The sequence below is a fragment of the Neptunomonas sp. XY-337 genome (assembly GCF_004959845.1).
Taxonomy (GTDB): Bacteria; Pseudomonadota; Gammaproteobacteria; order Pseudomonadales; family Balneatricaceae; genus Neptunomonas; species Neptunomonas marina.
On record NZ_SPLL01000001.1, the window covers coordinates 556,951 to 583,253 of the forward strand.

General features: G+C 50.3%; 27 protein-coding genes. 16 read left to right on the plus strand and 11 right to left on the minus strand.

Features of this window, described 5'->3' with window-relative positions:
• Window positions 1-3: 3 nt before the first annotated feature.
• Both sdhD and sdhC read right to left on the minus strand, forming a co-directional pair.
• Window positions 4-351: a succinate dehydrogenase, hydrophobic membrane anchor protein gene (sdhD, locus tag E4L36_RS02830; protein ID WP_127692744.1), complete on the minus strand. Its 348-nt coding sequence runs from the start codon at window positions 349-351 to the stop codon at window positions 4-6.
• Window positions 345-722, minus strand: coding sequence for a succinate dehydrogenase, cytochrome b556 subunit (sdhC, locus tag E4L36_RS02835; RefSeq protein WP_127692743.1), 378 nt, complete (start codon window positions 720-722; stop codon window positions 345-347). Before sdhC ends, sdhD begins: the two co-directional genes overlap by 7 nt.
• 428 nt (window positions 723-1,150) lie before the next feature.
• Between sdhC and gltA the strand changes: the two genes are divergently transcribed.
• A complete protein-coding gene (gene gltA / locus E4L36_RS02840) occupies window positions 1,151-2,428 on the plus strand; it encodes a citrate synthase (protein ID WP_136679087.1) in 1,278 nt (425 codons plus the stop codon).
• Between the two features lie 59 nt (window positions 2,429-2,487).
• On the opposite strand, the gene E4L36_RS02845 is transcribed toward gltA, so the two are convergent.
• Genes E4L36_RS02845 through recQ form a run of 3 tightly spaced genes read right to left on the minus strand, consistent with a single transcriptional unit; the run spans window position 2,488 to window position 5,815 of the window.
• The gene (locus E4L36_RS02845; RefSeq protein WP_136679089.1) at window positions 2,488-3,264 is read right to left on the minus strand and encodes a hypothetical protein; all 777 of its coding nucleotides are present in this window, start codon (window positions 3,262-3,264) and stop codon (window positions 2,488-2,490) included.
• An 11-nt stretch (window positions 3,265-3,275) separates the two neighbouring features.
• A complete protein-coding gene (locus tag E4L36_RS02850; protein WP_136679091.1) occupies window positions 3,276-3,698 on the minus strand; it encodes a YqaA family protein in 423 nt (140 codons plus the stop codon).
• Complete coding sequence (gene recQ / locus E4L36_RS02855) at window positions 3,698-5,815, minus strand: DNA helicase RecQ (protein WP_136679093.1); 2,118 nt, start codon at window positions 5,813-5,815, stop codon at window positions 3,698-3,700. The genes E4L36_RS02850 and recQ overlap by 1 nt, the downstream gene beginning before the upstream one ends.
• A gap of 116 nt (window positions 5,816-5,931) precedes the next feature.
• Here recQ and E4L36_RS02860 point away from each other — a divergent pair, with 116 nt between their 5' ends.
• On the plus strand, window positions 5,932-6,507 hold the full coding sequence (locus tag E4L36_RS02860; protein WP_127692738.1) for a YecA family protein: 576 nt from the start codon (window positions 5,932-5,934) through the stop codon (window positions 6,505-6,507).
• Window positions 6,508-6,561: 54 nt separating this feature from the next.
• Here E4L36_RS02860 and E4L36_RS02865 read toward each other — a convergent pair whose 3' ends face one another.
• Entirely contained in the window at window positions 6,562-6,951 is a 390-nt protein-coding gene (locus tag E4L36_RS02865) for a RidA family protein (RefSeq protein ID WP_240656914.1), read from the minus strand.
• A 426-nt stretch (window positions 6,952-7,377) separates the two neighbouring features.
• Between E4L36_RS02865 and lrp the strand changes: the two genes are divergently transcribed.
• Genes lrp through E4L36_RS02880 form a run of 3 tightly spaced genes read left to right on the plus strand, consistent with a single transcriptional unit; the run spans window position 7,378 to window position 9,438 of the window.
• On the plus strand, window positions 7,378-7,854 hold the full coding sequence (gene lrp / locus E4L36_RS02870) for a leucine-responsive transcriptional regulator Lrp (RefSeq protein WP_136679096.1): 477 nt from the start codon (window positions 7,378-7,380) through the stop codon (window positions 7,852-7,854).
• Window positions 7,855-7,864: 10 nt separating this feature from the next.
• Window positions 7,865-8,620, plus strand: coding sequence for a TlyA family RNA methyltransferase (locus E4L36_RS02875; RefSeq protein WP_136679097.1), 756 nt, complete (start codon window positions 7,865-7,867; stop codon window positions 8,618-8,620).
• Window positions 8,617-9,438: an RluA family pseudouridine synthase gene (locus E4L36_RS02880; RefSeq protein ID WP_136679099.1), complete on the plus strand. Its 822-nt coding sequence runs from the start codon at window positions 8,617-8,619 to the stop codon at window positions 9,436-9,438. Before E4L36_RS02875 ends, E4L36_RS02880 begins: the two co-directional genes overlap by 4 nt.
• Before the next feature lie 70 nt (window positions 9,439-9,508).
• On the opposite strand, the gene E4L36_RS02885 is transcribed toward E4L36_RS02880, so the two are convergent.
• Complete coding sequence (locus tag E4L36_RS02885; RefSeq protein WP_136679102.1) at window positions 9,509-11,491, minus strand: methyl-accepting chemotaxis protein; 1,983 nt, start codon at window positions 11,489-11,491, stop codon at window positions 9,509-9,511.
• A 184-nt stretch (window positions 11,492-11,675) separates the two neighbouring features.
• Here E4L36_RS02885 and E4L36_RS02890 point away from each other — a divergent pair, with 184 nt between their 5' ends.
• From E4L36_RS02890 to folM, 3 genes are read left to right on the plus strand one after another with little or no spacing between them, the layout of a single operon-like run.
• Window positions 11,676-13,103 (plus strand): deoxyribodipyrimidine photo-lyase, encoded by a 1,428-nt coding sequence (locus E4L36_RS02890; RefSeq protein WP_136679104.1) that lies wholly within the window; start codon window positions 11,676-11,678, stop codon window positions 13,101-13,103.
• Window positions 13,104-13,147: 44 nt separating this feature from the next.
• Window positions 13,148-13,522, plus strand: a complete 375-nt coding sequence (folX, locus tag E4L36_RS02895; RefSeq protein WP_136679106.1) for a dihydroneopterin triphosphate 2'-epimerase — start codon at window positions 13,148-13,150, stop codon at window positions 13,520-13,522.
• Window positions 13,512-14,219: a dihydromonapterin reductase gene (gene folM / locus E4L36_RS02900; protein ID WP_136679108.1), complete on the plus strand. Its 708-nt coding sequence runs from the start codon at window positions 13,512-13,514 to the stop codon at window positions 14,217-14,219. The genes folX and folM overlap by 11 nt, the downstream gene beginning before the upstream one ends.
• A gap of 38 nt (window positions 14,220-14,257) precedes the next feature.
• Here folM and E4L36_RS02905 read toward each other — a convergent pair whose 3' ends face one another.
• On the minus strand, window positions 14,258-14,845 hold the full coding sequence (locus tag E4L36_RS02905) for an XRE family transcriptional regulator (protein ID WP_127692729.1): 588 nt from the start codon (window positions 14,843-14,845) through the stop codon (window positions 14,258-14,260).
• A gap of 466 nt (window positions 14,846-15,311) precedes the next feature.
• On the opposite strand from E4L36_RS02905, the gene E4L36_RS02910 reads away from it, so the two are divergent.
• From E4L36_RS02910 to E4L36_RS02935, 6 genes are all read left to right on the plus strand, one after another.
• On the plus strand, window positions 15,312-16,319 hold the full coding sequence (locus E4L36_RS02910; RefSeq protein WP_136679110.1) for a TRAP transporter substrate-binding protein: 1,008 nt from the start codon (window positions 15,312-15,314) through the stop codon (window positions 16,317-16,319).
• A 71-nt stretch (window positions 16,320-16,390) separates the two neighbouring features.
• A complete protein-coding gene (locus tag E4L36_RS02915) occupies window positions 16,391-16,954 on the plus strand; it encodes a TRAP transporter small permease (protein WP_127692727.1) in 564 nt (187 codons plus the stop codon).
• 16 nt (window positions 16,955-16,970) lie between these two features.
• Window positions 16,971-18,314, plus strand: a complete 1,344-nt coding sequence (locus tag E4L36_RS02920) for a TRAP transporter large permease (protein ID WP_127692726.1) — start codon at window positions 16,971-16,973, stop codon at window positions 18,312-18,314.
• Between the two features lie 54 nt (window positions 18,315-18,368).
• A complete protein-coding gene (locus tag E4L36_RS02925; RefSeq protein ID WP_136679112.1) occupies window positions 18,369-18,869 on the plus strand; it encodes a universal stress protein in 501 nt (166 codons plus the stop codon).
• 100 nt (window positions 18,870-18,969) lie between these two features.
• Entirely contained in the window at window positions 18,970-20,169 is a 1,200-nt protein-coding gene (gene chrA, locus E4L36_RS02930; RefSeq protein WP_136679114.1) for a chromate efflux transporter, read from the plus strand.
• An 87-nt stretch (window positions 20,170-20,256) separates the two neighbouring features.
• Window positions 20,257-20,919, plus strand: a complete 663-nt coding sequence (locus tag E4L36_RS02935; RefSeq protein WP_136679116.1) for a hypothetical protein — start codon at window positions 20,257-20,259, stop codon at window positions 20,917-20,919.
• Between the two features lie 42 nt (window positions 20,920-20,961).
• Here E4L36_RS02935 and E4L36_RS02940 read toward each other — a convergent pair whose 3' ends face one another.
• Both E4L36_RS02940 and E4L36_RS02945 read right to left on the minus strand, forming a co-directional pair.
• Entirely contained in the window at window positions 20,962-21,609 is a 648-nt protein-coding gene (locus tag E4L36_RS02940; protein ID WP_136679118.1) for a response regulator transcription factor, read from the minus strand.
• 3 nt (window positions 21,610-21,612) lie between these two features.
• Window positions 21,613-21,918, minus strand: coding sequence for a DUF6506 family protein (locus E4L36_RS02945; protein ID WP_136679121.1), 306 nt, complete (start codon window positions 21,916-21,918; stop codon window positions 21,613-21,615).
• A gap of 319 nt (window positions 21,919-22,237) precedes the next feature.
• Here E4L36_RS02945 and E4L36_RS02950 point away from each other — a divergent pair, with 319 nt between their 5' ends.
• Window positions 22,238-24,400 (plus strand): EAL domain-containing protein, encoded by a 2,163-nt coding sequence (locus E4L36_RS02950; RefSeq protein ID WP_136679123.1) that lies wholly within the window; start codon window positions 22,238-22,240, stop codon window positions 24,398-24,400.
• A 37-nt stretch (window positions 24,401-24,437) separates the two neighbouring features.
• Here the strand turns inward: E4L36_RS02950 and E4L36_RS02955 are convergent, their stop codons facing one another.
• Entirely contained in the window at window positions 24,438-25,235 is a 798-nt protein-coding gene (locus E4L36_RS02955) for a helix-turn-helix transcriptional regulator (protein ID WP_136679125.1), read from the minus strand.
• Between the two features lie 102 nt (window positions 25,236-25,337).
• Here E4L36_RS02955 and E4L36_RS02960 point away from each other — a divergent pair, with 102 nt between their 5' ends.
• Window positions 25,338-26,285 (plus strand): DMT family transporter, encoded by a 948-nt coding sequence (locus tag E4L36_RS02960; protein WP_136679127.1) that lies wholly within the window; start codon window positions 25,338-25,340, stop codon window positions 26,283-26,285.
• Window positions 26,286-26,303 lie beyond the last annotated feature (18 nt).

Below are 26,303 nucleotides of genomic sequence, written 5' to 3' on the forward strand. Positions count from 1 at the left end.
CTCTTAAACACCCCACAGAATCTGAACACCCCAGACGACATAGATAAACGTCAGGAGACCACAACCCGATTGCACGACAAAGCGCACTCCAGTTGGCTTGATGTAGTCTGTTGTCACTGACCACAAGCCAATCCAAGCATGCGCAGCCAGCGAAAGCAGAGCTAAGAGAGAAAAGATACGCATTGCAGTGCCATCGAAAAGTGTTTTCCACTGTTCGTAGTTCAAATCACCGCCAAAAAGCAGATAACCCATCATGAATAGGGTATAAGCCAATAAAACAACAGCTGTAACGCGCTGAATCATCCAGTCGTACAGACCGCTGCGGCCAAAGCTCGTAATACTAGTTACCATACCCACACCCCCGCTAAAAGTACTGCGACTGCACCAGCGATAAGAGTCGCTTTCGCTGCTTTAGTGCCGCTTTCCAGTTCTTCCAGATGCCCTGCATCCATGATCAAGTGCTTAACACCCGCCAACATGTGATACAGCAATGCAGATACTAATCCCCATGCGATTAGCCTCGCGAAGAAGCCCTCTTCTAGCATGGTTTTCGCTTCGTTAAAGCCAGCCTCGGATTCAAGCGATAATCCCAATGCATACGTCATGAAGATAGCGCCAAAAAATAACGCTACTCCCGTTACGCGATGCAAAATAGATGTGATCGCAGGTAGGGGCTGCTTGATAGTTCGCAGATCTAAATTTACAGGTCTTTTTTTGTTCACGGCTCTTGTTCACACTCTTTTTTGCCTACTCTAATGAGGCAAGGTTGCTCGGAAGTGTTGTAGAGAGTTGATCCTCAGACTGAATACACACCATCTCTAAGGTCATGTGCATTCGGGCGCCGAGTATAGTCATATCAATGACATAATACAACGTAACGCTAGGCCATCTACTCCTAACGTCTACCCGCTCTTATCTACGCAGAAAAACGCAAATTGGAGCTACAACTAAAATCCTATTTCGTCTTAACCGACGTATAGGGTAGAACTTACGCCCTAATGCTGCAATGCAGAAAACCGGTTATTTGTCCAGATTGACAATGCCCATTGAATCTCTATATTGGGCAGGTCCCAAGGGACCGAGACTCTAGAAATTGAAGCTAATCAATACATAGCTTCATACATAACAAACAAAATGATAGGAGCCTCTAATGGCTGATAAGAAAGCTCGTTTGACTGTCGATGGTCTTGATGACGTGATTGAACTTCCTGTTTACTCAGGAACAGAAGGGCCTGACGTAATCGACGTTCGCCCGCTGACTGGCCAAGGCCTGTTCACTTACGACCCTGGTTTCGTTTCAACAGCTGCTTGTGAATCGAAAATCACTTACATCGATGGCGGAAAAGGCGTTCTATTGCACGGCGGCTACCCTATCGAACAGCTTGCAGAAAACTCTGACTACTTAGAAGTGTGCTACTTGCTGCTGAATGGTGAGCTACCAACTCCAGAGCAGAAGGAAGAGTTTGTCAGCACCGTGAAGCGCCACACGATGATTCACGAGCAAATGAACCACTTCTTCAATGGCTTCCGCCGTGATGCTCACCCGATGGCTATCATGGTTGCGGTTGTGGGTGCACTGTCTGCCTTCTATCACGATTCACTGGATATCGACAACGCTCATCACCGCGAAGTGTGTGCATACCGTTTGATCGCGAAGATGCCAACGCTTGCTGCTATGTGCTACAAGTACTCCATCGGCATGCCGTTCCAGTATCCACGCAACGACCTGAACTATGCAGAGAACTTCCTGCACATGATGTTCGGCAACCCGTGTGAAGAGTACAAACCAAACCCTGTACTTGCGAAAGCAATGGACAAGATATTCCTATTGCACGCTGATCACGAGCAAAATGCATCAACTTCAACTGTCCGCTTAGCCGGCTCTTCTGGTGCTAACCCGTTTGCATGTATCGCATCAGGTGTCGCTGCACTTTGGGGTCCAGCTCACGGTGGCGCTAACGAAGCAGTACTGACGATGCTAGAAGAGATTGGTGATGAAGCAAACATCCCAGACTTCATAGAGCGCGCGAAAGACCCAGAGGATAGCTTCCGCCTGATGGGCTTCGGTCACCGCGTATACCGCAACTTCGATCCACGTGCGAAAGTTATGAAGCAAACCTGTGACGAAGTACTAGCTGAACTGGGTATCGAAAACGACCCTATGCTGAAGATCGCTAAGCGCCTTGAGCAGATCGCTCTGGAAGATGAGTACTTTGTTAAGCGTAAGCTATATCCGAACGTTGACTTCTACTCAGGCATTATCTTGAAAGCGATCGGTATCCCAACCAATATGTTTACAGTGATCTTCGCACTGTCTCGTACCATTGGTTGGATCTCCCACTGGAGCGAATTCCACAGCAGCCCTAATAAGATTGGCCGTCCTCGCCAGCTTTATACAGGCCCGTCTAAACGCGATTACAAAAAGTAATCAACGTTTCAAGAAAAACCCGCTTAGTGCGGGTTTTTTTTATGCTTTAGAAAAGCACATCAGTTTGGAGCCCGTAGCCAATTAATCTCTATTGCGGTCGCTGCCCCAATCGTCACATGAGTTAAGTCTGGCGGCAGCACCGCAATCGATGGAGATACCTGCAAACGCCCAGCCATAATCTCAGCTTTACGCTGCGGGAACCGAGGCACTCTTGTAGGTTCCGCGTAACCGTCCGGCCAGATTGCAAAGTTGGTCGCAGGATCATATTTGTCGCTAGCGCCCACTGTGTGCAACAGCTCATGCGCCGCGATAATATTGTTCTGTCCTTGTTGGTGCTCATCGGCAAAGCCGTTTACCAACCCAATCAAACCCTTTTGCAAACCCAGTGAATGTCTTAACGCATGCGGGTAGTTTGGAGAGAATAGATTCAAGTAGATTCGGATATCTGGGCTAGGCCCATCCCAATTTTCATACCGCCACGACCAATAACGCATCTGTAAACTCCAGACGACACTATCAACGATACTGGGGTTCTCTGGTACCTCTGGCGGCATACTGGGCTGCTCAGGTGCCAACAACACCTTAATAGGCTTTTCGACGGGCAAAGCATATTTCACCGCTTCGCGCTGAAAGAAGTGCTCGATATCAGCAAAGTCATCCGTTCTAAGTTGCGCGATATATCTCTCGCTTTCAGCAGAACCATCCGCATTAATCGGGTAGATCACTACCCATAACTCATCTTGCCAATCCATACTGCGCGAACGCGACAGATAACTGTCTACACTGACCACCAGCAACACGAGAAGTAGCAGCAGAACGCGGATTTTCTTGAACATAGCAACTCCTTTTACCAGATCTGCGCTGCAACACCCGAAACGACAATGTAACGCAACGCCTTACCCGCAGTAATCAACAAACAGGCTGCAGCCGAGTTAATACGCAGCCATCCAGCAAGCAAACACAAGGGGTCTCCTACAACGGGCAGCCAAGAGAGCAACAATGAGAAAGCACCATATCGTGATAACCAAGCCTGAGCTTTAGGGTGCTTAGTGCCCAGCGTGCGTTCAGGAAAACGATACGCGATCCAGCGTCCCATGTAATAAGTAACAATACCGCCCAACGCATTACCTAATGTTGCTACACAAACGAGCAACCACAGTTCATAGACACCTTCTTTGACTTGCCACACGAGCAGCGCTTCAGAACCACCAGGAAACAGCGTCGATGCAATAAAGCTACTTAGGAAGAGCCCAACCAATGGTGTATCCATCAGGTGCGCAGCCCCTCTTTTACACAGTTGAGCACACCCAAGTCATACACACCTGCCAACGCATCATAGACAGGCTTTAAAGCCTGGCCAAAGCGTGTTTGGCTATCCAGTATCACTTGCTCAATATGCTTAATCTCAGTGTCTGGTAGCTCAACCACCTCTGCTACTGTCAACTCTTGAGAGCGGATACCGGCAGCAAGATGCCCATAGATCACTTTCTCCGAGAGCTTTTGCATCTTCGCGACCTGAGTAATTGACATTCCCGCTTTAAATAGCGCAATTGATTCCAACTCTTGGCCTGATTGATTGTCCGGCACTGCGTCCTCACGAATCGCTGCGAGGAAATCATCCGCATAAAGCTCCAGTTTACGCTCACCTACGCCCGACAACTTCTGCATCTGAGCATGGGTATGTGGCCGATACATCACCATCTCCATCAGCGTAGCATCATGAAAGATCACATACGGCGGCACATTTTGGTCTTGAGCTAAGCGTTTGCGCACCGCTTTGAGCGCCTCCCAAAGGGCATGATCTTCGCCATTGAGCTGGCTAGATGCAGACCGCCCTTTGGAGAAAGACTGCTCAGTTTCACGTTTATCTTCACGCAGATGTAACACCTCTTCACCCCTAAGCAGCGCGCGGCACCGCTCGGTAAGATGCAAAACACCAAAACCTTCGCCATCAACACCTAGATAACCACGCGCGACCAACTGGCGAAACACCGAGCGCCAAGCGTTACGGCCTAACTCCTTACCAATCCCCCAAGTCGATTGTCGATCATGCCCCTCAGCCTTAACTTTGTCCGTAGCGTTGCCCAACAGCACATCTACCACGTGATTAACCCCAAAGCGCTGCCCGGTACGAAAGACCGCTGATAACGCTTTACGCGCAGCCTCGGTGCCATCCCACTCAGGCACAGGCTCCAAACACGTATCACAGTTACCGCAAGGCTCATGCTCTTCATCACCAAAATAGCTCAACAAGACCTGACGCCGACAACTGGTAATTTCGCAAAGGCCCAACATAGCCTCGAGCTTTTGCCTTTCAACTTGCTTGCGGCCCTCCTCCGCAGTGGAGGACTCTAGCATTTGACGCAAAAAGATAACGTCTTGTAGGCCATACACCATCCAAGCATCAGCCGGCTGCCCATCACGCCCAGCACGTCCCGTTTCTTGATAATAAGCCTCGATACTGCGCGGCAGATCCAAATGCGCAACAAAACGCACGTTAGGCTTATCAATGCCCATCCCGAAGGCGATTGTTGCCACCATAATGACGCCCTCTTCATTGAGAAAGCGCTGCTGATGGTGCGCGCGCAAGTCAGCCGATAAACCAGCGTGATAAGGTAGCGCGGCAAAACCCCGCTCATTGAGCCAAGCCGCAGTCTCCTCGACCCGCTTACGCGATAGGCAATACACGATACCGGCATCATTGGAGTGCTCACTTTTGAGGAAGCGCAGCAGTTGTTCTCGGGCACGATTTTTCTGCGCAATGCGATAACGGATGTTTGGTCGGTCAAACCCCTGTACGAACGTGCTGGCATTGTGAAGATGTAGCCGCTCAACGATCTCCTCTTGAGTACGCTTATCAGCGGTGGCAGTGAGCGCAATTTTAGGAACACTCGGGAAACGCTCCCCAAGCGCAGCCAACTGCAAATACTCCGGCCTGAAATCATGCCCCCATTGAGATACACAGTGCGCTTCATCGATGGCAAATAGCGCGATATCACAGGACTCCAACAGACTCAGAGTACGCGGCTGCAGTAGACGCTCAGGCGCAATATACAGAAGGTCCAGCTGGCGCTGGCGCAAACTCATCTCAACATCTTGCTGGCTAACGTAGTCGAGACTTGAATTCAGGCACGCAACACGCACCCCAAGCTGCCTTAGCGCAGCCACTTGATCTTCCATTAACGCTATGAGCGGAGAGATAACTACCGCAGTACCCTGCCGCAGTAACGCTGGCAACTGATAACACAGCGACTTCCCGCCACCTGTTGGCATGATCACCAGTACATCATCACCAGCAACAACGCGCTCAATCACCGCATCTTGAGGAGGACGGAACTGATCGTAGCCAAAGACTTCTTTTAGAACATGTAGCGCTTTATCTGTCATGGATGGGGATTATCCGCAAAGCGGAATAACCTGTCACCCGAAATTATCGCTGGCGTTGGTCGCCACAAGGGGTAAAATGCTTGCCAACATGATCTAATCGAGCGAGACACACTTTTATGCAAAACAACCAACCACTTAACGATGCCGAACTGGATGCTTTAGAAGCGTTTATTTTCAGTGATGCAGTTTCTGAAGACTCACTGGATTTGATTGGTATCCACGGTTTTTTGTGTGCACTGTCTATTAGCCCGAATCCAGCGCCTGAAGCCAAATGGTTAGACGTTGTCTTCGACGGCCAACCCGCTTGGAAGTCAGATGACCAACGCGCAGAAGTAACCGGCTGGCTGACACGCTGGAAGAACGCTATTTTGGTTGATATCAACGATCAAGAAGAGCTAGAGATGCCGTGTGACTTGGTGCTAGATCGTAACGGGGACGAAGACCCATTGCTTGAGATCTGGGCACAAGCATTTATGGAAGGTGTATTCCTAAATGAAGAGGACTGGTTCGCTGCGGAAAATGAAGAGTCAGTCGCTGAGTTGCTACTGCCTATTATGGTAGCGTCAGACCTATTCGATGAGCAGGAATTCAAAGAGATCCGCCGCAACCGTAAAGTCGCAAATCAAATGGCAAATGAGATCCCAGATCTGCTCGTTGACCTTTACTTGGTCTTCCACTCTCCTGAAAAGTAAGACCTCCACAAAGCGCAAGGCTGGGAGTCACCCACGCCTTGCGTCATGACGATCTTAGTCAGCTGTCACCATAATCGCTTCAACTTCGATATCCACATCTTTCGGCAACGCTTTTACTGCGTATGCTGCACGCGCAGGATAAGGCTCAGAGAAGTAACGCGACATTACCTCATTCACCGTTGCAAAGTTAGCAAGATCCGTTAGCAATACAGTCACCTTTACGAAGTCGCCTAAGTCACCACCAGATGCTTCTGCAATCGCTTTCAAGTTGTCAAAAACACGCACCGCTTGCTCTTCGAAAGAGCTATTCATCACTTCCATTGTTTCTGGGTTCAGCGGGATCTGACCAGAGATATACACCGTGTTGCCAGCTTTAACTGCTTGCGAATAAGTTCCAATTGCAGCAGGCGCTTTGTCCGTCGAGATGTAGCTACGATTCATTATTATTCCTCATTTTTATAAGGCTTGTTGAAATAGATTGCGTCTGGCACTGAACGCTAATGCACCGCTTGGGCGCTGTCTAGTGTTACAGTAAATTTTACTGCTAGTTTTCTAAAAAAAGCGCCCTTCGTTGGACAGGTTCTATCCAACCTAGCGTGGCAAACTTATAAAAATGCGACCTACTGAAAACTCCGCCAGATCGTCACGATAGCGACTAAAGTGCCTATTTAGCGCAAAACTACGAGATGTAACGCCAAACGTTACATTAATGACGCGATCATCGCCGAATTCGTATCACAACGTTTTTATCTAAAACGTCACAACTAGCCAACTTGGTTCTATTTATCGCACTTCCGTACTAAAATAGAAAAAATCACCAAAATTAAAAAAAATATCAAAAATAACGAACATAAAAGATATTACATAAAAATGAGAAAGCTCGATCGAATAGACCGTAATATTTTGACCACTTTGCAAAAGGATGGACGCATCTCTTACACCGACTTAGCAGACCGTGTTGGGCTCTCCACCACGCCCTGTATTGAGCGGGTAAAACGCCTAGAAAAAGATGGTTACATCCAAGGCTATTATGCGCGCCTCAATCCAGAGGTACTGGGGTACAACATGCTGGTATTTGTTGAGATATCACTCTCCTACCAGTCACCAGATGCATTCGAAACCTTCAACGAAGCGGTTAAGCAGCTGCCTTACATCATGGAATGCCATCTTGTTTCCGGCGACTCAGACTACCTACTCAAGGCACGGATTAAGGATATGTCTGAATATCGTGCGTTGCTGGGCGACATGCTACTCACCCTGCCCGGCGTGAAAAACTCGAAAAGCTACATTGTGATGGAAGAGGTCAAAGAAACCTCCAGCATCCCCGTGCCCACGCTTAACAGCTAAGACAAAAACCATGCAACGACTCGACATGCTGTTGGTCGCAAAGGGGATTTGCGAGACACGCACCACCGCGCAAAAAGCCATTAAAGAGGGGCGCGTATCCGTAGTGGCCAACGGCCAGCAAGAGGTAGTAAAAAAGCCAGGTATCAAATTCGTAGATGACGTGGAGATCGTCTACGAAGCGGGTGCCGAAGATGGTTTTGCTTCCCGCGGCGCCTTAAAACTTGAAGGCGCATTAAATCAGTTCGATATCTCTGTCGCGGGTGCCATTGCAATCGATGTGGGCCAGTCCACCGGAGGCTTCACCGATAGTCTTCTGCAACAAGGCGCAGCTCATGTTGTGGGCGTTGAAGTGGGCCATGACCAGCTTCACCCCAAGCTTAGAGAAGATGAACGCGTGAGTTGCTACGAGGGCATGAATGCGCGCAATCTACCCAGCTCTTTGCTAGATCATACCCAAGGACACGGCTTCGACATCGCCGTTATGGATGTCTCCTTTATCTCTCAGACTAAAATCATTCCATCACTGAGCCCTCTTATCCGCCAGGGTGGCCAGCTGATTAGTCTGGTAAAGCCACAGTTTGAGGTGGGCAAAGCAAACCTAGGCAAAGGGGGTATCGTTAAAAATACTGCGCTGTTTGCACAGGTGGAAAACTTGATCAAGCAGTGCTGTAGCGATCACAACTGGCAGGTAAACGGCTTCATCCCCAGCCCGATCAAAGGTGGAGATGGTAACCAAGAGTTCTTGCTTTGGGCGATTAAGCGATGAGACTCACGAAAAAACTGTCGGCCCAATCAAACGACTTAACCGCCATCGAAATGTTAGCGCAAGCAACACCGTTATCGAAGGCTAAGCTGAAAGATGCAATGACCAAAGGCGCCGTACTGCTGCGCCGCCGAAAAGCCATAAAGCGGTTACGCAAAGCTCAATTCTCCCTTGTGAAAGGTGATGAACTGCACTTGCACTACGATGAAGCGCTCTTGAGCCTTCAGCCGCCTGTGCTCGAGCCTATTGCGGATTTGCAGGGATACAGCGTCTGGAATAAGCCCGCCGGTGTTATGTCACAGGGGAATGACTTCGGTGACCACATGTCGCTGCTGCGAATCGCCGAGCGCTACTTCAATAGCAAACGTCCAGTTTTTCTGATCCACAGGCTAGACCGCGAAACCAGCGGCTTAGTGCTCATCGCACACAATAAAGCCGTCGCGTCCGCCCTGTCGCGGTTAATACAAGAGCGCAAAGTCGTAAAACACTATCAAGCGCTTGTATTCGGCCAAGCACCTGAAAAGGCAACGATCGATCGCGCATTAGATGGCAAGGCATCGGTAACGCATATATCTGCGCTTCGATATGATCAGGCGGCGAACACCAGCTTGATCAATATCGAGTTAGAGACCGGCCGCAAGCATCAAATTCGCCGCCACCTTAATCACATAGGCCACCCGATAATGGGCGATCCGCGTTATGGCCAAGGCAATAAGAACAGCGCTGGTCTCATGCTCGCGGCCAACCGCCTGTCTTTTCAGTGCCCTGTCAGCGGCACGTTGGTGAGTTATGAAATAGACGCGCCGTTCAGCCAAGCATAAAAAAAGAGCCATCCTTGGCTCTTTTCCTGATTTTCACCGCTCAATCAGTGCTTACAAATTGTGACGGCGATTAAACGACGAACTTGCGGACAAGCCCTTGCAGTTCGAGCGACATCTCCGCCAGCCTATCAGCTGAACTACGGATCTGATCACCCGCCGAAACAACATCATCAGCGTTATGATCAATGACCGTAAGGCTATGACTTGCGTCTTCGATTACAGCAGCCTGCTCCTCAGAAGCTGCGGCGATCTGGTTCGACATATCGGTGATATGGCTTACCGAGCCCACAATCTCATCAAGTGATATTTCAACATGGTTTGTGTGCTCAACGGTATCCCTCATTTTCGCAAGATTTTGCTCCACCAACTTAAATGCCACCCCAACTTCTCGTTGCAGCTCCTGAATGATTTCAGCAATTTCCGTTGTTGAATTTTGGGTACGCTGAGCCAAGGTTCTCACCTCATCCGCAACGACGGCGAAACCACGGCCTTGCTCACCGGCTCGTGCGGCCTCAATTGCGGCATTTAAGGAGAGCAAACCGATCTGATCCGAAACCCCATTGATCACATCAATCACATTTGAAATGTTGACGCTGCTATCGTTTAAGCGCCCTACAACATCACTTAAATGCTGAATATCCGTCGAGAGATTGTTAACTGACATCACGGATGCTTTGACCGTATCTCGTCCACTACTCGCCAACGAGCTGGCGCGGCCCGAACGCTCGGCCGCTGCCACAGTGCTACCCGCAACCTGTTTCACCGAAACCGATAGCTCCTCGACCGCTGCAGCAACTTGTGTTGTGCGAGCACGCTGATCCTCTAACTTCGCCGCGCTATGGTTAACCGCCTCACGAGTCTCATCAGCGATATTGACTAACATGGCACAGCTGGAGTTGAGCTGACGGATCGCATCGCTGAAATGATCTAGCGTGTCGTTAAGTGAGCGCGCAACCTGACCAAGTTCATCATCACCATATACAGTCACTCTGCAGGTTAGATCTTTGTGATCACTAACCCGCTCCATCACTTGCGATAAAGCGTCCATCTGACGATGCAAGCCTCGAATGATCAACCAACTCATGAGAGCAACGATGACCAATGTAGCCAGGAGAATGGCCGCAAAAAGAGCTAGACGCTCAACCTGCTGGTCCCGGTACGTGGTCGCTGCACTGATAAGGTCAACGGCAAGCTGATCTTCGGTTTTTTTCAACAGATTGATACGCTCGGTTGCAGCCTTAAACCACTGCGTACCCTCACGATCAAAGCCGCCGGTACTCGCTTTTGCCATCGCGACATCACGGTAACTTTTGACGGCTCTCGCTTCTGAAGAGCTCTGCACCTTACGCAACAAGGCTTGATGCTCCGGTGTTGCTAAATCGAAAAACTGGTTGGCAAATACGGCTTGCTCCGTCACTAATGTCACGAAGCGCGCAAACATGCCATCTCCAAAGGCATCTCGGGCGAACGTGTTACTCAACACCGCTCGCTCTATGCCGGCTCGCTCCTTGCTTTGCTGAAAGTTGGCATAAGCTAGCGTCGCACGTACTAACCCAACATCATTGCTGTAAGCGGCAGCCTTAACACCACTCGACAATAGGTTCGCATTTGCGCCGGTGTAAAAGCTGATCGCCTCTTTTGTCCCTACTGACAACGACGAAACTCGCTGACGCATCGCCGTAAGCGATCCCATATCATTCCGCGCTTTAGACAACATGTCGTTGAGCGCTTTACCTTCAAAACTATGGGCGGCAATAAATGTGCGCCACGCACCCAATGCAGCGTCTGTATTCGATCGCTGTTTACTCAGTACATCGCTGAACTTGGTTCCTCCGGAGCCTAAAAAGCCCGCAGTCGCACCGCGCTCTTTTTGCAGCTCATGTACCAACGCACTGTTTACCGTTATCAGCTCAATATTAATCGCTAGACGACCACTGGCATCCACGGCCTTGTAACTTTTGACAACTTGCTGTGTTAGCAGCAAACAACTTATCAAAACAGGCAGGAAGACCAGCAGCATCAACTTCTGTTTGAATTGCATATTCCCTAGCATACACGCTTCCTCAATCACGGATCACTGTTCAAAGTTTAGCCAATATCGAGACATATACTAGTTTATGTGCTTAATACACTTGGCAGTGAGCGCCTAAGTAAAAAGGTCGCATCAACTGTCATTAAGATCTGTATAGACCTACACTGCGTACAATTGTCTAACATTCTGATTACATGAGTTTTTTATGTCAGCGGACGTCACTATCGTTTGGTTTCGCCAGGATCTGCGCCTAGACGATAACCCCAGTCTTCGATATGCCATCGAGCGTGGCACGATTATTCCTGTCTTTATTTTGGATGACGTCAACGCGGGTGCTGATGCACATGGGGCAGCCAGCAGAGCATGGCTAAAACAGTCACTTGCCTCTCTAAACGAAAGCTTAAAGGGGCATTTGTTGTGCTTTAAAGGTGCAGCAGATGAGATAATCAATCAGCTAGTCGCGGCCACAGGTGCCTCAGCCATTGTTTGGAATCGCTGCTACGAGCATTGGCGCATCCAACGCGACAGCCAGATAAAAAATACACTGCAGAGTAAAGGGGTTGAGGTCAAAAGCTTTAACGGCTCGCTGCTGTGGGAGCCTTGGGAAGTCAGCAAAGCCGATGGTACGCCGTATCGTGTATTTACGCCTTTCTACCGAAAAGGCTGTTTAAAGCAAGCACCGCGCGAGCCCTTTGGTCCACCTGAGCAGATACCCTTTGCAAACGTTAACGTTGATTTAGACTGCACACTCGATGAGTTACTGCCCAATCCGGAGCCGCGCTGGGACCAAGCAATGCTCGAAGGCCAACATATCGGCGAAATAGGCGCCCGCGAACGGCTCGGAGCGTTCCTCAACTACGGCTTAGCGCGCTATGCGAACCAGCGCGATCTGCCATCAGCTGATGCGGTATCCAAGCTCTCACCTCACTTGCATTTCGGTGAAATCTCACCGAACCGCGTTTGGTACGAAGCTAACCGTATCGGGCACCTCGCCCAGAGTGAAGAGTCTCTTGATAAATTCTTGGCTGAGCTTGGGTGGCGCGAGTTTTCGTACTCGCTGCTCTACTACAACCCGACTTTACCAAGAGATAATTTAAGCGCTAAATTCAATAAGTTCCCGTGGCAAGATAAGCACAGCGATGCCTTCAAACGGTGGCGAACAGGCCAAACCGGTATACCGATAATCGACGCCGGTATGCGCGAGTTATGGCAGACGGGCACGATGCATAACCGCGTGCGTATGGTGGTCGCCTCGTTTTTGGTGAAGAACTTACTGATCGATTGGCGCCACGGAGCTGAATGGTTTTGGGACTGCCTCACCGATGCGGATTTGGCGAGCAACTCAGCCAGTTGGCAGTGGGTTGCTGGCTGCGGTGCTGATGCAGCGCCCTACTTCCGAATTTTTAATCCCGTGACGCAAGGCCAAAAGTTCGACAAAGAGGGGCACTACGTTCGCAAATTTGTTCCAGAACTGGCAAACGTACCGGAGAAATATCTCCATTCACCTTGGGAAGCACCCAGCGCCGTGTTAGCCCAGGCTGGCGTCCTGCTGGGCAAAGACTATCCCAAACCGATAGTCGACCTCAAGGCATCGCGCCAGCGTGCTCTCGACGCTTTAGACCAAACAAAATAGCCACACCCCGCGGGGCGTGCTGTCATTAATACAGGAATAACGCTATGACCAACGTTAGCTTAGCCACTATTACGATTACTAATTTACGCTTAAGAACCTATATCGGCTTCAACCCTGAAGAGACGACTAAGCTGCAGGACGTCGTGATCAATATTCGTATTCAGTATCCAGCAGAAAAGGCTGCCGCAACCGACAATGTGGAGAGCGCCCTGAACTACAAAACCATCACCAAGGAGATTATCCAGCACGTCGAAGAGGGACGCTTTTTGCTGCTCGAAAAGCTGGTTGGCGATGTATTGGCCATCTGCACGACCCACCCGTGGGTTCGCTACGCATCCGTCACGGTCGATAAACCCCATGCCCTGCGCTTTGCCGACTCAGTATCGTTGACGCTGGAGGAGTACCGTGATGAGCAATAAAACAGTTCTCATCACAGGGGTCGGTAAGCGCATCGGTTTGGCATTGGCGCAGCATCTACTTGCTGAAGGTTATGACGTGATCGGTACTTACCGCACCCGTTATGACAGCATTGAAGCTCTCCAAGCCGCTGGCGCCGATCTTTATTGCGTCGACTTTTACGATGACACACAGCTAAGTGCCTTTATCGCAACCATACAAGCGACGTACCCATCGCTACGCGCTATCGTGCACAACGCATCTGACTGGCTACCAGAGGGGCAAGCAGCGCCAGCCGACACTCTTGCGAAAATGATGCAGATACACGTAGGAGTTCCCTATCAGATCAACCTTGCACTGCAAGCGCTCTTAACCGCTCACGATGGCACGGCCGATATCGTGCATTTGTCCGACTATGTGGCCGAGAAAGGCAGCAAGAAGCATATCGCCTACGCCGCGAGTAAAGCCGCCCTTAACAACCTAACGCTCTCTTTTGCTGCACAGCTGGCGCCAAAGGTGAAGGTCAATGCCGTCGCGCCTGCCATGATCATGTTCAACCCTGATGATGACGAGCAGTATCGCGCGAAAACCCTTAAAAAGTCGCTGATGAAGATAGAGCCCGGCGCACAAGAAGTCGTCGAGGCGATCACTTATCTTCTCAACAGTCAGTATGTGACCGGGCGCGTATTGCCGGTCGATGGCGGACGCCACCTGAAGTAGCTTAATCCAACACGACATGCCAGCGTGTTATGACGTTTTTAGTACACCTGCCCGACAAGACTCCAAATCACCACACACGGCTCCGTTTGTGAGCCGTTCATCACCCAGTGTGGTGATTCTCCGGTTAGCGAGAAGCTATCACCCGCGTGTAGTGTATGCACCTCATCACCAAAGCCTAGCAACAATGTACCGGTTTGAACTACGCCAGCCTCGGGGCCTTTGCGCGCCCGCGGTTCTTTGCTGCCAGCCCCGGGTTCGAAGGTCGTTACGACCATTTTTAGCTCATCACTGACCCTTGGCGATAGCAGCTCTTCTCGGATACCAGTACCAGCGAAGTTCAAACATTTGCGATTTTGCTGGCGCACAATGCAGTCCCGCTCGTTACTCGGTACGGGGCGCTCACCCTGAAAAAACCAGCTCATCGGTACATCGAGTCGTTCGCTGATCGCCTGTAGAACAGGAATCGGCAAATTGGACTGCCCACGCTCAACTTGGCTCGTATAACCCACCGAGCGTCCAATATGTGCAGCCATTTGCTGTAGCGTAATACCTCTGGCTTTACGCAGATCACGAATTTGGATACCAATCTGCAAATTATCGGTACGCGCTTTTACGTTAGATTTCATAGCAAGTTATAGCTTCCTTATCCCATCAAACCTGATCACTCAGGGCACCTTTTCGCATCGCCCGTGCCAAAGAGAAGAGGACCTCTGCCGAGGTTATGCGATAAAAAGCACACCTTGCAGCGAGACCCAGCTAATATAATTAAGCAGGAAGTACTCCGACAAGCTTTCACTTGGACCAGTCGGACTAAAGATGGAACTATGTTTAGTTTTCAATATGTTATTGCTGGTTCTAAAGCCACGATAAAGTTGGCCCTAAACAACAAATCGTGACAGGTGAACTATTACATCATCGTCACATTCGATCTTCAGCAGCGAAAAACAGGGTCTTGCGGCGCTTTTTGCTGAGGTCGAACGGGCGGTTCAAGGATGTGATGGCGAGCACAGCGGTGCCACCCAAACATGTCCCGTATCCCGACTTGCTGCATAAAGAACAGCAGGCGGGAAAAACACAATTCAGGAGATACTTATGAAACACAAGAATAAGATCGTTAAAGTACTTTCCCTGACGGCCGGCATGCTCTTCTCTGCGAGCACACTGGCGGCTAGTTGGAATATCGCCGTTGGTGACGGTGGCGGTAGTGCACAGGAAGCTCTAGGACTGAAGTTCATTGAGTCCTTAGAAGAGAAAACCGGTGGTAAACATACTGCTAAGTTGTTCTTGAATGGCCAGTTAGGCTCCGAACAAGACACTGTTAACGAAGCTGCGATTGGTACCCTCGACTTTTCTATTCTTGCTAGTAACAACCTCGCACCTTTCTCTCCAACACTCGGTATTCTCTCCCTTCCTTACATTTTCGAAAACCTAGATCAAGCCCAACAAACCGTTGAAGGTCCAATTGGTGCTGAGCTGGTCGAAAATACTGTCCGTGACGCGGGTGTTCGTATCCTAGGTTGGACATACTCAGGTTTCCGTGTACTCAGTAACTCCAAGCAACCGGTTCAGAAACTAGCAGATCTGGATGGTCTTGTGGTGCGTGTACCGAAAAATGAGATCATGATCGATACTTACAAGTCTTGGGGTATCAACCCAACACCAATGGCGTGGTCAGAAACATTCACGGCGTTGCAGCAAAAGGTTGTTGACGGACAAGACACACCTTATACAACCATCCATGCAATGAAGTTTGGTGAAGTACAAAAGTACATCTCTGACTTACATTACCTATTCCTGCTTGAGCCTCTCATCGTTTCTGAATCACTGTTCCAAGACCAAAACGAAGCCACTCAGCAAGCGATGCTAGCCGCAGGTAAAGACGCGACAGCTTACAGCTTGCAATGGCTAAAAGAGCAAGAAGCGGCGATCAAAGAAGAGTTGGTCAGCAAGTACAACATGCAAATCGACACACTGGCTGATGAAGCTGAGTGGGCGAAGCGCGCGCAAGATGCTGTATGGCCAAAATTCTATGAGTCAGTTGGTGGCAAAGCGAAAGTAAACGAGCTGCTGCGCTCTCTGGGACGTGACGAAGTCAAATAATTGAGACCTTGTCGATCCACACGCGCGGTAACTGCCTAACGGCAGTTACCGCTGTATCCGGAGGCCTGACCATGGGCAGAAAATTCCTTCACTTTATCGATAATATCGAAAGCTACGTCTGCCGTACGCTACTGGCGATGTTCGTCACATTGCTATTCGCGCAGATCATCTCCCGCCAGTTTTTTAATCACTCCTTCTCATGGAGCGAAGAGCTGTCGGTTTACATGTTTGTTTGGTTCGTATTTTTTGGCGCCAGCTACGCTGCAAAGCTAGCCGCCCATAACCGAGTGACTTTTCAGTACAAGCTGATGCCGGGCAAAATGCCAATCGTACTCGAGGCCATCTCTGACCTGATCTGGGTGGCATTCAACTGCTACTTTGTCTATCTCGCATATGACTTTGTATTCAACCGCATGAATCTTTTCTGGAAGTCGCAAACACTCGGCATCCCTATGAAATACATCTATATGATTTTGCCAATCGCCTTCACATTAATGACGATTCGCATCATTCAGGTTAACTATTACAAGTTTGTCAAAGGCATCGATATTCGTGACCCTGAATCTCAGGAGCTCGATAGTTTGATAGACGATGCGCATCAGCAAGACGATAACAACAATAAGAGCTCGGCTTGATACAGGAGCCTGACCTATGACAGAAACATCGATCGTATTAATTCTATTCGGGTCTTTTCTCGTATTGCTGGTAATGGGTGCACCCGTGACGGTTTCGTTGGGTGTTGCAGCGTTAGCTTCATTCCTCTACCTCGATCAGAACCCGATTAAGTTTGTTCAAATTGCTTTTACCTCCGTGGGCTCCTTCCCGTTGATGGCATTACCCGCATTTATTCTTGCCGGTGCCCTGATGGAAGCCTCGGGGATATCCAAGCGGCTTGTACACCTTGCCGAAAGCTTTGCCGGGCCAGTCACCGGTGGCATGTCGGCAGCCGCTGTATTGGCGTGTATGTTCTTTGGCGCGATTTCAGGATCAGGCCCAGCCACCACAGCGGCAGTCGGTATGTTGATGATCCCAGCGATGGTGAACCGTGGCTACGATAAAGGCTACGCCTCAGCTGTCACGGCCTCATCTGGTGGATTGGGTATTGTTATCCCGCCCTCGATCCCGATGGTTATCTTTGGTATTTCGGCCATCGGTATGCAAGTACCGCCAGAAGCCATTGCGCGCCATGGTGAGTTCCAGAGCGTCTCAATCACCAAGCTGTTTATCGCCGGTTTCTTACCGGGCATGGTACTCGCGGGTGCTCTGATGACACTCAACTACATTCGTTGTAAGCGTGCCGGTTACAAAGGTACGGCAGAAGGCTGGGATATGGGCCAAATCGGCCGTGCGTTTAAAGACGGATTTTGGTCCGTTCTGGCGCCACTCGTGATCTTGGGCGGTATCTACTCTGGTTTCTTCACACCAACAGAGTCAGCGATCGTGGCGATCTTCTACACGTTGTTCATCGGGCTATTCGTGCACCGTGAACTGGGTTGGAAAGATATTTCGCGCTCCCTCGAGACCACCACATGGCTATCAGGGCGGGTACTCCTGATTCTCTTCACCGCCACAGTGTTTGGCCGCTTACTGGTGGAGAACCAGATTCCTGCCATCGTTGCAGAATCGATGCTCAGCCTGACCGATAACGTCTACTTTATCTGGTTGCTGATCATTGCATTCTTGCTGTTTGTCGGCATGTTTATGGAAACGCTCGCAGCGATCATGATCCTAACGCCGGTACTGCTGCCTGTGACCTACAACCTCGGTATCGATCCTGTCCACTTCGGTATCGTGATGGTATGTAGCTTGTCGATTGGCTTTGCAACGCCACCACTGGGGGAGAACCTCTTCGTAGCTTCGGGTATCTCGGATACCTCACTTGAGGAGGTGACCGCCAAAGCGCTGCCATTTGCGCTGGTGTCCGCACTCGGTGTTGTCATCATCGCGTTTGTACCCGAAATCGCACTCTTCCTGCCGCGCTTGTTCGGCTATTAACGGACGATAACAGTGGCCTACGGGCCTCTTGTTTGGAAGACCTGAGGAGTTCCTATGCTACCGACTATCAAAACCATTCTATACAGCACCGACCTTTCCATCGGCTCTACTGCGGCCTTTGAGCACGCGGCTTACCTAGCGAAAACAACCGGTGCAAACATCCACGTACTCCATGTGGTAGAAAAGCTCTCACGTGAGGCAAAGATCACCCTGCAAACCTATGTGCTGGATGCACCCAGCCGCAAAGATATCTTCGAAGAGCGTGTGCACCGTGCACAGGCAAAACTTGAAGAGCGCCAAAACAATTTTTGGAATGCACTGCCTCCCGAGGAGCAAGCGCTGCGTCAACAGGTGCTAAGCGTCAGCGTCGTCGAGGGCTACCCAGCCGAAACCATTTTACTGGAAGCTCAGAAACGCTCGGTGGATCTCATCGTCATGGGCACCCATGAAAAAGGCATGATCCAAACTTTTCTGGGCAGTGTGGCTAAAAACGTCCTTAGTCGTGCAAAAATACCCGTTATGACGGTGCCCCTACCGGAGCGGCGCAGCGATTAGATACACACAAGCCAGCATGATGCTGGCTTTTTTGTCACGTTTTCTTCATGTTAATTCGCTACGCTATTCGGTTGTCTAATGTAAAAATAACGAATCCATTATGTTCGAAGATACCCAACAGCCCACGCCAGAAAACACACCGTTCCTAACAATATTTCTGATCTTTTTACGCTTAGGTCTCACCTCTTTCGGTGGTCCCGTTGCGCATATAGGTTATTTTCGGCGCGAGTTCGTGGATCAACGCCACTGGCTTAGCGAGAGCACATTCACCCAGCTGCTCGCGATCTGCCAGTTCTTGCCTGGACCTGCTAGCTCGCAGCTCGGATTCGCCATTGGCATGCAGCGCGGTGGTTGGCTAGGCGGACTAGCCGCGTTTAGCGCTTTTACGCTGCCATCAGCTGTTTTATTGCTCCTCTTCGCGCTGGGTGTGAGTGAGTTTGTGGGGCTTACTCCCCTTATTCAGGGGTTAAAGTTGGTCGCGGTGGCCGTCGTTGCTGATGCACTGCTCTCGATGGCGCGTAACCTATGCCCAGACCGCCAGCGTCAAGTGATCGCCTTAATGGCGATTAGCCTCATCGCATTAATCGATACCTCATGGAGCCAACTCATTGCTGTTGCAGGCGGCGCGATGCTCGGTTTTGCGCTATGCAAACAAGCCAGTCTCAGCCAAGCGGAGATTCTGACGCATAACTACCACCCACGCTCAGGCATTATCGCCGGTGCTCTATTCGCTGGGTTGCTTATGGTTGCGCTTATCAAACCGTTCCCTACAGGCACACATGGCAACCTATTCCTGAGTTTTTATGAAGCTGGCGCCCTCGTCTTTGGCGGCGGCCACGTTGTGCTACCGTTGCTTGAATCTGCAGTTGTCGATACGGGGCTCGTCAGCAGCGAAGCTTACCTAGCAGGATATGGAGCAGCACAAGCCGTACCTGGGCCAATGTTTACATTTGCCAGCTACCTAGGTGCTGTGATCAATGCCAGCAGCCCTATTCTTGGGGCAACCGTCGCGCTTATCGGCATTTTTCTACCGGGGTTCCTACTCCTTATTGCCGTGCTGCCGCTCTGGAAAAAGGCCGCAGAACACCGCGGCATGGCAGCCATGGTATCGGGCGTTAATGCAGCCGTGGTAGGTTTACTGGCCTGTGCCTTCTACGACCCCGTCATTACCAGCGGTATCACCTCAATGATCGACTTTACGATTGTCACCGTTGCATTCGTGGCGCTGCACCTTTGGCGTATGCCTGCTATGTGGGTAATTTTATTCTGCATCACGTGTGGAGTTTTGCTCGGTCTTTGAGCTGGCGCTAGTTGCTGGTGGTGACTGGTGCTTCCGAAGCCCTCTGGTAGTGATTAGATTGGCCATTTTGCCAGAGGGTCATCGCACATGAGCGCATATAATAAGATTCGACTCCCACAGTGGGCCGAGCCAAATACCACAATCGGTTCTGGCCATGACATTCGCACCAGCGAAAACGGTCTGTTAAACAGCTTTTATGGCAGCCTAGAACACGCCTCACGCTTTGCTTGGCTTAATGCCGGCCGCACACTGATTGATAAAACCTATATTAACCTCTTGTGGCAAGCCGTTGGCTTACATCTCAGGGGACGCACCAGCGATGAACTCGCCCGAGAACTCGACAGCTTCATCCGCACGCATATTGCTCCGCGTTGGGATGATCTAGAGGAGTGGAATCCAGAGCAACAGCAGCAGCGGGTGGGTGAGCTCGTCGATATACTGGCTGGCGTCTTGGGCGGCCAAGATCCGCAGCGCGAGGCAAGTTGGCTGCTTTTTTACATGCTGCCACAGCTCCCTGTGTTTCCATTGTGGGCGAGCGATATCGGCACATACGCCGAGCACCATACCGCGTGTCGCGCTCACTTCTCGCACCACCTGCCTACCTTCTATACGCCTGCACCAAAAGCGGCGGTTGGCACACCAGACGAGCGCTGTGCTATCGATCAAGCGGTGAAGATGGGCGATTGGTGGCAGCGCCGCTGCTTTATCGCACAAGCCATGCCAGTCACATTAGACTCACAGATAAGTTAAGAGGACACCGCCAGCGATTACTATGCTGGCGGTATGATCGGATTAAGCGCTCAGGCGATGCTCAAATGGGTCGTGTGGTGCTTTAATATCTCGCAGCGCGACAACCAGCTGCGTGCGATTCTCGATGCCAAGCTTGCGTAAAATATTAGAGATATGAGTCTTGATGGTGTGTTCGGTCAAACTCATTTCACACGCGATCTCTTTATTCCGCAGCCCCGAGCGTACCAGCTCAAGTACGCGGCTCTCACGATTGGACAAGCGGCATAGCGCATAACCTAAACGCGTTGCTTGGTTGGTCAGTGGCACCTCTGCAACATCATCGTAACGCCAGCAAGCTCCGCTCATCACCGCAACAATTGCATCCACCAGTTCCTCCATCGGAGCCGTCTTCGCAATAGCCCCCGACGCGCCACTAAATAGTACACGGCGCATCTGCACAAGATCTTTGGTATCCGTGAGTACCAGCGTTTTTACCCGCCCAACGCTCTCTAGTACTTTCAGCTCTTGGAGATCCTCACTGAGTTGTCGACTATCGATAATCACTAGGTAACTACCGTGCCTGCGTAAATCGGGTAACACATCAATGAGGGTTTCAGCATGAGCAGAGCGCGCCATTACACCGGCACTCTTCAATGCAAGTTCAACACCCAAGCGGTAAGCCGGGGAGCGATCCACAATAAAGACTTTCATCGATCACTCCTTGCTTAGCTCAGCGGCTAAACGGCTGCGCTCTTCTGGTGTGTACTGCACCACACCAACGGGGATATGGTCGTTAATTGCATCGCGAATTGATTGCGCATCTTCCGGCATAAACCCGCCACACAGCTCAATCAGTTGAATGCCTTTGGTGATCATCTCCTGAGCGACTGCTTGCGCTTCCGTGACACTGCTGACACCCGCTACTGACATATCAAAGCCTTCACTTTGGATACGCGCATGGTGTTTAAACATCTCTAGGGATGGGCTTTTAACGATGTAACCGTAACGCTCTAAGGCCATGTGCAAGACTCCTTCAGATCATTGTTTTTATTCTCGTATCTATTAAAGGAGCTGCGAGGAAAAGCGATTAGAACCAAAGACTATGTGACTTTAGTACCAGTACATACAAGATAATAAACAAGCGAAGGAAATGGCCGAAATACACTGGAGTCTGTGGTGCGTCACTCCGACATGCAAAAATTTGCGCATAACTATCTAATTACCGTCATTTTTGTGCAAATCTGGCTACACTATAAACGTACTGGAAAAGAGAAGATTGCAGCACGTCGCAAGACTGCGTCATAACCTACTAATGATGTTAAGAGTAAGGCCGTAATAAGTGATCCAGATTTCAGACGAACGCAATGAAGCGATTCTCTCCGTCGAGGAGCTTGACCATATTCTGCAACTCCAACATGCGCTATTTCCGCGCGTATTAGATGATGCAGACCACATCGGGATTATTAATGACCTTTGCTTTGCAGCTGAGAAATTACTGCCCAACTCAGTGGCCTCAGTGATGCTGTTATCTGAGCAAAGCAGGCTGCTCAATGTCCTATGTGGACCCAGTATCCCCGACTCGGCAAAAGCATCATTAGCAAACTTGAAACCCGGACCTTTCGGTGGCTCCTGTGGTAATGCCGTTCATAGCAACCAGCCAACTTTCGTAACCGACACATACACTGATAAGCGTTGGTCAGACCTTAGAAAAGTGGCGGTGGATTTCAATATTTGTGCCTGCTGGTCAATGCCGATACGTAATAAATCGGGTGACGCTATTGGATCTTTCGCACTCTCCTCTTTTGAGCATCGCGCACCGTCGGAGTTTCATCGCCGCCTGCTCGTTGTTTGTGCGTCGATCGCCTCCATTGTTTTGGAGCGGCAAACCAAAGAGCTCCTGCTCAAAAAGCGCAATCATCAGCTGCGTATTATGGGTAACGCCTTAAAACAAGCCCAAGAACTGTTTCTCATTATTGATGCCGAGCGCAAAGTTATTGAGGCGAGCCAAGCAGTAGAGCCGTTATGCGGTTACTCTCCTCAGGAGATCATCGGAAAGCCCCTAAGCGATGTACTTGCCCCGTGTTATTCCACCTACTTTATCGAGCGCATCTGGTCGCAACTGGAAGCGACGGAGCGCTGGCACGGCGAGGTCAAGATTCGCAACAGTGAGTCCCAAGAGTTAGTTCAGTGGCTCAGTATTAGCCAAACAGAGCAGTACGACGATGATCAGCCAAGCTATGTCGCGGTTTTCACCGACCTCTCGGAGATAAAAAGAAGCCGTGAAGAGCTAGTCCAAGCACTAGAGTATGATCAGTTAACAGGGCTAGGTAATAAGGGCAAGCTGATGCTCGCGTTGGAGGTGGCAGAGCCAGATGCAAGCTTACTCCTGTTAAACCTAAACGGCTTCAGTATCGTCAACACGGCGTACGGTATCGACTTTGGTGATCGCCTGCTGATCGCAATTGCTGCGCATCTACATCAGTTTGCGAGCGCGGACCGGCTTTATCGAATCAACGCCGACGAATTCGCGTTACTGCTTCCTAAACACGCTGACTTAGAAGGCCAGATCATATCGATTCGTGACTATTTTGCGAGTACTACGATCGATGTTGATACCCTGAATTTCAATGTTACCTTTACCTACGGCGGCGCTGCCAACACCAATGATCTACTGAGCAAGTCGTTGCAAGCGCTGCGTAAAGCAAAACGCCGTGGTAAACACAGCTACCATCTCTATGACAGCGATCAGGACGCACCAGACCAGTCGCAGCGAATGAACCATATAGAATGGGGCCAAAAGCTACACGCAGCCATTGCTGAAGACCGCATCGTGCCCTATTTTCAAGGCATCCAAGATAATAAGCTTGGTACGATCAACCACTACGAAGCACTCGTGCGTCTCGTTGATGATGAGCAAATACACAGCCCGTTCCACTTTCTGCCGGCAGCGCATATCGCTGGGCTACTCCCCACCATCACCCGTATTATGATCGATAAGAGCTTTGCGCATATTGCAGATATGCCGGTAACACTATCGCTGAATATTACGGAAGCCGATTTAAACGAGCACTACTTAGCCGACTATCTTGCCGAAAAGTCTGAAGCTTACGGCGTTTCCCCCGAACGTATTACCCTTGAGATCCTTGAAAGCGTGAGTGCAGATGGCAAGAAAAACCATATCAAGCAGTTGGGGGCGCTAAAGGCCCGCGGCTACCACCTCGCTATCGACGATTTCGGCACAGAATACTCCAATTTTGAGCGTATTTTGGAGCTGCAGGTGGAGCAGCTTAAGATCGATGCCAAGTATATTCGTAACATTACCAAAGACAGAACAGCACTTGAGATCGTGCGTGCTATGGTGTTTTTTGCCAAGAATACTGGCATTGTCACCGTTGCGGAATATGTTAGCGACGCCGACATTCAGGCCGTGGTCGAAAGCTTAGGTATTGAGCTCTCACAAGGGTATCTGTTCAGCGAACCGGCCCCCGCCATTACGCGCTAAATACCGCAAAACAACAGACCTATCGATACGGTAACACTCAGAGCGTGCTCTGTTGTTTGCGATATTCATCCGGCGTAGTGTTTAAAAGCCGGCGGAACATCGCGATAAATGCAGATGCGGTACTGTAGCCAAGGTCCAGCGCCACACTCTCGACGCTCATCCCCTCTTGCAGCAATACAATCGAGCGCATCACTTTCAGCCTTTGCCGCCACTCGCTCAGTGGCATGCCTAAATCTCTGCGGGCTTTGCGCGCCAGCGTTCTCTCCGTGGTACCGAAATACTCAGCAATCGCACTTAAAGATTGGCTATTGGCGGGATCATCTTTTAGATAGTTCAGCACCTTAACCAACGTGCCATCACTAGAGTTTGGCAGATAGCTACCCGTTGCAGGGCTTGCCACGAGCTGATCTAACAAAACATCGAGAAGTTTGCTCTCTTGCACAGTATAGGGACTTTGGGGCGGATGGTGCCGTAAGTGGTTCAAAATCGCCTGCAACATCGGATTGATCAGCAATGCGCATGTCCTAGCGGGCATACCGCGCTCACGGGCAAGAGCTGCGTCGATATATAGCGAGCAGTGCAGCGACGCATGGGTATTTCCACCATGATGCTCACAACCCGGTGGATGCCATAATCCAAAGTTCGGCGGCACTCGAAACTCCAAGCCCTCGGCTTTCATCTCTAAAACGCCACTGAAGGAAAACACGAACTCCCCCCACAGGTGTTGATGGGGTAGGTAAACGGTATTCGCGGGCATATGGCGAACCTGATGAAAAATAGGCTCTGGCAAACTATCAAGTTGTAGCGGAGTATGTAAAAAACGATCTACCGGCATGACCTGTCTGATCCTAACTATGGACTGTCTGATTCTCACTATATACAACAGTAACGACACTATAGGCTTTACAAAAATCCCCCTCAAGTAAAGAGTCTTACTATGGATACACGCAAAGAGATGGACAGCCTCGCAATCGGCTTGGTGACGCTTACCAGTTTTACTTGGGGGTTACAGCAAGTTCTCTTAAAAGCGGTATCTGCGGATATGTCGCCGGTTTTACAGATCGCAATCAGGTCAGGGATCGCAGCAGCGCTGCTCGCTGCCGTGATGATGTATCGCCAGGAAAAGCTTTTCAGCGATCACACTTGGAAGCCAGGCCTAATGGCTGGCGTGTTGTTCGCTCTGGAATTTTTTCTGGTTGGCGAAGGGCTACGCCACACCACGGCATCTCACATGATTGTGTTTCTTTACACCGCCCCGATCTTTGTGGCGCTGATACTGCACGTCAAAATCAAATCAGAGCGACTAACACCTATCCAGTGGCTCGGCATTCTCGTCGCCTTTACGGGTATCAGCATCGCCTTCCTTTGGCGGGATGTCCACAGCTCCACACCCAGTGCACCCAATATGCTCTGGGGCGACCTGCTCGCGCTAACCGCTGCCCTTTTTTGGGCACTCACTACGGTGCTTATTCGTAGCTCAAGCCTTGCCAAAGCACCCGCAACACAAACGCTGCTCTATCAGCTCGTTGTGTGTTTTATTATCGTCTCCTTCGCTGCCATCGCGTTGGGGCAAACCCACTACACACTCACAACCGCGGTGGTCAGCAACTTGGCGTTCCAAGGGGTTGTGGTGACATTTGGCAGCCTGCTGCTCTGGTTCTGGCTGCTACGCCAATACTCAGCATCACAACTGGGCGTGTTCACTTTTATGACACCCCTTTTTGGCGTGTTATTAAGTGTTTGGCTGCTTGATGAGCCGTTTGAGGAGGGATTTCTCTATGGTGCGATCTTAGTGTTGCTAGGTATTTTTATGGTCAGCGGACACGCGAGAATCGGCGGCTATCTGGCGCTACTTCGCAATAGCGCCGCGCGTATTGATCGCTGAGGCTACCAGTACTTTCGT